The sequence below is a fragment of the uncultured Cyclobacterium sp. genome (assembly GCF_963976465.1).
Taxonomy (GTDB): domain Bacteria; phylum Bacteroidota; class Bacteroidia; order Cytophagales; family Cyclobacteriaceae; genus Cyclobacterium.
Window position 1 is genome coordinate 1 of record NZ_CAXBOC010000347.1, and the last position, 6,351, is coordinate 6,351.

Below are 6,351 nucleotides of genomic sequence, written 5' to 3' on the forward strand. Positions count from 1 at the left end.
ACCTTGGTGGTAGTCTTTAATGCATTGAGATTATTGGCATATAAAAAACACCTATCTTGAGATATTATAACCTTTGATTAAAATATGAGCATTCCAGAAGATATACTTAAGGATCATGGCATTCGATCAACTGATACTCGTTCCAAGGTGATTAAATACATTCTTAGAAAGAAAACAGCTTGTAGTTTAAAAGAACTTCAACAAGCTTTGGCTATTTCTTCCAGGCAGGAAAAGCCAATAAATCTAACAACTTTCTATCGCACAATCAATCTTTTTGAACAAAAAGGAATTGTTCACAGGATTGATGATGGTACGGGAACAGTAAAATTTGCAATATTAAAACCTGGATCGATAGATAAAAAATGGCACCTCCACTTTCACTGTAAGAAATGTAATAATACCTTCTGTTTACCCGAAACTATGCCAATAAATCTCCTTTCAATTGGAGGCGACTACCATATTATAAGGGTAAACTTGGTGTTGCATGGAATCTGCGAAAAATGTAATGGAAACTACCGGAATGAAAAAAAGCACATTTAGTATAACCAAAATGGACTGCCCCTCGGAGGAGCAAATGATCCGCATGAAACTGGAACCTCTGGGCCAGATAAAGCACCTGGAGTTTGACATCCCAGCACGCAAGCTGGACGTCTTCCATCAGGATGAAGTACTGCCTATACAAAATGCCATCAGTGAACTAAACCTCAATGATCAACTCCAAGGTACTACTTCTGAGGCAGAAATGCCCATTGCCGAAGACGAGACCAAACACAAGAAAATACTCTGGTGGGTGCTGGGAATCAATTTTGGATTTTTCGTCATCGAAATGACTACGGGTTGGATTTCTGCATCTATGGGTCTCATTGCCGATTCGCTGGACATGCTGGCTGATTCTATTGTTTATGGTCTGAGTCTCTTTGCCGTGGGAGCGGCTGTTTCCCGTAAGAAGAAAGTAGCAAAGATCAGTGGTTATTTTCAAATGGGCCTGGCGCTCCTTGGCTTTTCAGAAGTACTACGCAGGTTTTTCACCCAAAGCGAAACACCCCTTTTCCAGTGGATGATTATCGTTTCCCTGCTGGCTTTAGTGGGTAACCTCGTCTCATTATGGCTGATCAACAAGGCAAAAAGCAAAGAGGCCCACATGCAGGCCAGTGCTATTTTCACTTCTAATGACATCATCGTCAACGGAGGGGTAATACTGGCTGGTGTCTTGGTTTATTTTCTGGAAAGTAAGTGGCCCGATTTGATTGTTGGCGGGATCGTTTTTGCCTTTGTATTGCGTGGAGCAGTGAGGATTTTGAAACTGGCTAAATAAAATTTTTATGGCAGAATTAAAAAAAGAACTCGGAGTTCTAAGGCTAACCTTTTATGGGGTCGGTACCATTGTAGGTGCAGGGATCTATACGGTCATAGGTGCAGCGGCTGGCCAGGCAGGATATGACCTTTGGCTCAGCTTTATTTTTGCTGCGGTGGCCGCAAGTTTTTCTGCATTTTCCTATGCCGAACTTTCTTCTACATACCCCAGTGCAGGTGCAGAATTCATTTTTGTTAGAAAGGCTTTTCCCAAAATTGATATTCCTTCATTCCTTACCGGCTGGACAATTGCTTTTCACAGTTCCGCCACAGTTGCTGCAGTATTATTGGCTTTTTCGGGTTACTTCAATACTTTTTTCAATGTGCCTTCCCTCTTAATTAGTTATGGTATCCTGCTGTTGATCACTTTAATAAGCATCACCGGAATCAAAAAATCATCAACTGCCAATGTGATTATGGTAAGCATACAATTACTGGGTCTATTGATCCTCATTGTATTTGGATTGTTGGAGACTGGTGCACCTAAAGCAGGTTTTTTCAAGGTGGAATCGCTGTCAGGAACCTTAGCCGCTACTGCAACGCTATTCTTTATCTACACCGGATTTGAGCATATGGCCGCATTGGGTTCGGAAGTTAAAAACCCTGGAAAGACAATTCCCCGTGCTTTTTTATCGACTATGGTAATTACTACCATCATTTACTTGTTCATTGCCTTTACTGTACTAAATATAGCAGATCCTTCTGCCTTGGCCGAAGTGGATTCGCCACTGTCCCTTGCCGCATCAAATCTCAATAGTTGGTTGCCTGTCGTATTAGCGGTAGCTGCTCTCTTCGCTACAGCAAATGCCGCGTTTAGTGGTATCATTTCCATTAGTAGAGTGCTTTTTGGAATGGCAAAGATGGGCGAACTTCCAAAGTTTATGATAAAAACAAATACTCAAAAAGTACCTTGGGTGACAACGCTTGCAGTTATGGTAGCCGTAGCTGGGTTCTTACTGCTAGGAGATATTAAAATTGTAGCGGGGATGTCATCTCTTGGAGCTTTGCTTGTTTTTGTTGCCGTAAATGTTGCGCTTATTGTGCTTCGGTTTAAAGCACCTGACCAAGAGCGGCCTTTCAAAGTTCCCTTATCAGTAGGCAAAGTGCCAATACTGCCTATCGTGGCCATACTAATTAGTTTATCGCTAATAATCCAATATCAATGGCAGGTTTATGCGGCATTTGTGGGTGCAATTGTTGTTGGCAGAGCCCTCGATTATTTTTTGGATAAAAAATCAAAAGAAGAAATAGACCCTGAAAACGAAAAGGAATTGTTCAACCATTAAATTAAACTCAGTATGCTACAGGTATTAGATTTTACAAAAAACAATGTAATTGCTACGAAAGCTCAGGAAAACCTGACTGAAGCTGACATACAAAAAATACATCCTCTGATTCACAACATCGTGTACCATGGACAGAAAGTGAGATGGTACTTTGAAATGCAGGATTTTACCGGTTGGGATATGAAGGGTCTGTGGGCAGATCTAAAAATGGATTTGTCCCACGCTAACGACTATGAAAAAATCGCTATGGTTGGAGAAAAAAAGTGGCAGGATTGGATTACTCGGTTCATGAAGCCATTTACCAATGCTGATATCCGGTATTTTGATCTTGAAGAGAAACAAAAAGCTAAAGAATGGATCAATCAGTAGATAGGAATAGTACCGGATTAGCGTATATCGGAGAGACTGCCCGAAAGTTTCTGGATAGGGAAACCTCCGGTGGACTGTTGTTGATTGTGGCCACAATCCTTGCATTGGTTTTGGGCAATTCCCAATGGGCTGATGCATATCATCATTACCTCACTGATGAATTTCTTTTTGAGCTTTCAGAGCATTTCAGTTTCGGGCTAACCATAGAAGAATGGATCAATGACGGACTGATGGCCATATTCTTTTTAGTGGCCGGGATGGAACTAAAGAGAGAAATTATGGTGGGAGAATTGTCTTCCCTCAAAAAAGCGTCAATGCCTCTTTTAGGTGCTTTGGGTGGTATGGTTGTGCCTGCCTTGATTTTTGTCAGTCTCAATACTGGAACAGAGAATATCAGCGGTTGGGGAATACCTATGGCTACCGATATTGCCTATTCATTGGGTATCATCGGTTTATTGGGTAAAAAAGTGCCTTCACAGCTTAAAATCTTTTTGGTGGCACTCGCAATAGCTGATGACTTGGGGGCCATATTGGTCATCGCCCTGTTTTACAGCAATGAGCTGAGTTGGTTATTCCTTGGCTCTGGGGTCGGCATATTTGTATTATTAATGCTGTGCAATCGTTTTGGTATAAAAAGCCTAATCTGGTATATTTTGGGAGGTGTGGCATTGTGGTATTGCTTTCTTAATTCCGGTGTTCATCCTACCATAGCAGGAGTGCTCTTCGCTATCACCATCCCTGTAAAGCCAAAGCTGGATAGCAAAATACTGAAAGAGCGTACTGCTAAGAATGTGGCCGCATTGGAAGAGACGGACATTGAGAACCGCGACCCCATGCAAGACACTCGTCAAAGCAAAATCCTTAAAGCCATGAAAAAGGACACGCAAAACTCAAGGCCACCTTTGCTTAAATTGGAAAACGCTTTGATTGACTTTAATGCTTTTTTCATTATTCCGATCTTCGCCATTGCCAATGCCGGAGTAAAGCTGAATGTGGGAATTTTAGAGGTGGTTTCCAGTTCTTTAGGCTTGGGTATTGTATTAGGCTTGGTTATCGGTAAAGTGCTCGGTATTAGTCTTTTTACTTTTGTTGGTGAAAAGCTCGGCATCTCAGAACTACATACCTCCCTACGTTGGAAACATATTATCGGCATGGGTATGATAGCTGGCATAGGCTTTACCATGTCACTGTTTATTACAAATCTTGCGTTTATTGATCCTGAGTTTATCAAGATCTCCAAGATCAGTATTTTAATAGCCTCACTAGTTGCTGCATTGGGTGGGATCATTACATTGTTATTTACCAAACCCAAAATTGAAAATATATGATACATCTGAGAATATTACTTTTGATGTTTTTCTGCTTTGGCCGATAACAAATAAGACTTCATCATTTCTGAATAAAAACAATAGGGATTTTAATGTATAACTAACGAGTTGGTTAATTGTTTTTCATTCTGAATTTGGTAGTCCCAGAGCCTGATTTTCTAAAAATAGGGCATATTACTCAGAAAAAATCCAAAAATGATAGGGGTTTGGTAAGCTAACAGGTTATTGAATTATGCTAGAGCAGATATAAAGATATTACGACTAATGGACTAAATATTAATACCACCGGGTTAGTCCATATTCCAGTATAAACTAAAAAATAGGTGATAGTACACTACAACAATCTATAGCAGTCTCAAAAAAGGATCAGGAAATCACCTTACTAGAATATTCCGAAATTTTACTAGTAGTAAATACGATTTGTTGAAACTCCGTTTATAGATTAATATCTAGAACTTCTGATACAATGCCCTTTATCTATGAACCTATTTGGTTTAAATCGGCTTTTCCCATTCCAGTTTAACTGGATTTCACCAAATTTAAAAAATCAACATAATAATTTTCCAAAACTAGTACTTTCCGTAAAATTCTGAAAAAATATGAATTGCCATTCGAAATTCATACTTTTGATTATTGATGAAAAAACTAAGAAAAATAGGGGGTGCTTTTATGTTGCTCATTATGCTAGTCATGATGATGCACAACTCATTCCCACATTTTCATCATCATCATGAGTCTCATAGTCATGATTTGAATAAAGGCAAGCATCATTCACATCAAGAAGAAGGTCAACACCATAACAACCAAAATCCCTCCAAACACAATCCTTTCGATTTTATTTCTTTTTTATTAACCAACCACGCCCACGCACATCAATTGGTTGACAATAATTTGGTAGTTGAGAAATGTGTAAAGGAGCAAAATCAAAGCAAGAAAACTAACTTTTTTATTGCAAAACAGGACGGGCAGAAAATTCCGCTTGATATTATACTCACAAAAAAAACGGGTATTCCTTTTTTACCTGATTTCAATAACTTTTATTACTATACTTCCTCACCGCTTCGAGGGCCTCCAACTTTAGGATAAATCAATCTTTGATAACCTATCAAAGTCAATGAACTGATTTCATTGAGAACTATTGATTCATTCTAAATTCAACTTCATGTTAAAAAATAATGTACTCGCTTTTTGCGTGTGCTTATTTTCGTTTGTTGCTGCAGCTCAGTCTCCCAGTACAATGGATGCTTTACAGCAAATTGAACAGAATAATGCCACGCTTAAGGCTTTTTCTTCCTTTTTGGAAAGTAAAAAGCTATCGCAAAAAGCTTCAAATAACCTCCCTGATCCACAGGCGGATGCATATTACCTTCCATTTGGTAATCACACCTCAGGAGATTACACGGAGTTTCAAGTTACCCAGTCCTTTGAATTCCCAACGGTATACAGCTCCCGTGGTAACCTCATTGAGATGCAAGAGGCGCAGAACGCTATGGAATACCAATTGAAAAGGCAAGAGGTATTGCTTCCAGCTGTCAAACTATTGAATGAACTGATATTCTTTGCCAAAAAACAGAAGGTTGAGCAAGTCAGAGTCATGCAGTCTAAGAAGTTGTTTGAACAGATTAATCAGCTATTTGAGATCGAACAAGCCGGTGTTCTTGAACTCAATAAGGCTAAGATCTCCTGGATTCAAGAACAGTTTAAGCTGGATATTTTGAATGCAGATCGAAAAAAAATCATGCTTCACCTTCAAAACCTAAATGGCGGAAAGGAGTTAGTGTTTTCTCAAAGTGATTATTTGGGTTCTCTTATTATCGATGATCCAGAAGGTTTATGGCTGGACAAAATACAGCGAGATCCTGAATTAAGAATTCTTGGAGAGCAAGAAAATGTGGCTCAGCAGCTGATCAAACTTTCCAAGAATAAGTTGCTTCCAAATATTACTGCAGGGTATAACTATCAGGGAGTTTCCGGCTCAAACTACTCAGGCGTTTATGGCGGGGTTTCTATTCCCT

7 protein-coding genes are annotated in these 6,351 nt (G+C 39.5%); all 7 read left to right on the plus strand.

Annotated elements, in window-relative coordinates; genetic code table 11:
• The first annotated feature begins 84 nt into the window (after nt 1-84).
• Nucleotides 85-540: a transcriptional repressor gene (locus tag AAC037_RS17390; protein WP_014022485.1), complete on the plus strand. Its 456-nt coding sequence runs from the start codon at nt 85-87 to the stop codon at nt 538-540.
• Nucleotides 521-1,315 carry a cation diffusion facilitator family transporter gene (locus AAC037_RS17395; RefSeq protein WP_041935368.1) on the plus strand — a complete coding sequence of 265 codons (795 nt, stop codon included), beginning with the start codon at nt 521-523 and terminating at the stop codon, nt 1,313-1,315. The genes AAC037_RS17390 and AAC037_RS17395 overlap by 20 nt, the downstream gene beginning before the upstream one ends.
• A gap of 7 nt (nt 1,316-1,322) precedes the next feature.
• Entirely contained in the window at nt 1,323-2,639 is a 1,317-nt protein-coding gene (locus AAC037_RS17400) for an amino acid permease (protein WP_014022483.1), read from the plus strand.
• A 12-nt stretch (nt 2,640-2,651) separates the two neighbouring features.
• Nucleotides 2,652-3,008: an STAS/SEC14 domain-containing protein gene (locus tag AAC037_RS17405; protein ID WP_014022482.1), complete on the plus strand. Its 357-nt coding sequence runs from the start codon at nt 2,652-2,654 to the stop codon at nt 3,006-3,008.
• Entirely contained in the window at nt 2,993-4,336 is a 1,344-nt protein-coding gene (gene nhaA / locus AAC037_RS17410; RefSeq protein WP_014022481.1) for a Na+/H+ antiporter NhaA, read from the plus strand. The genes AAC037_RS17405 and nhaA overlap by 16 nt, the downstream gene beginning before the upstream one ends.
• 636 nt (nt 4,337-4,972) lie before the next feature.
• Nucleotides 4,973-5,422: a hypothetical protein gene (locus tag AAC037_RS17415; RefSeq protein ID WP_041934820.1), complete on the plus strand. Its 450-nt coding sequence runs from the start codon at nt 4,973-4,975 to the stop codon at nt 5,420-5,422.
• 76 nt (nt 5,423-5,498) lie between these two features.
• The coding region (locus AAC037_RS17420) for a TolC family protein (RefSeq protein ID WP_339904349.1) at nt 5,499-6,351 on the plus strand (853 nt) is incomplete at its 3' end.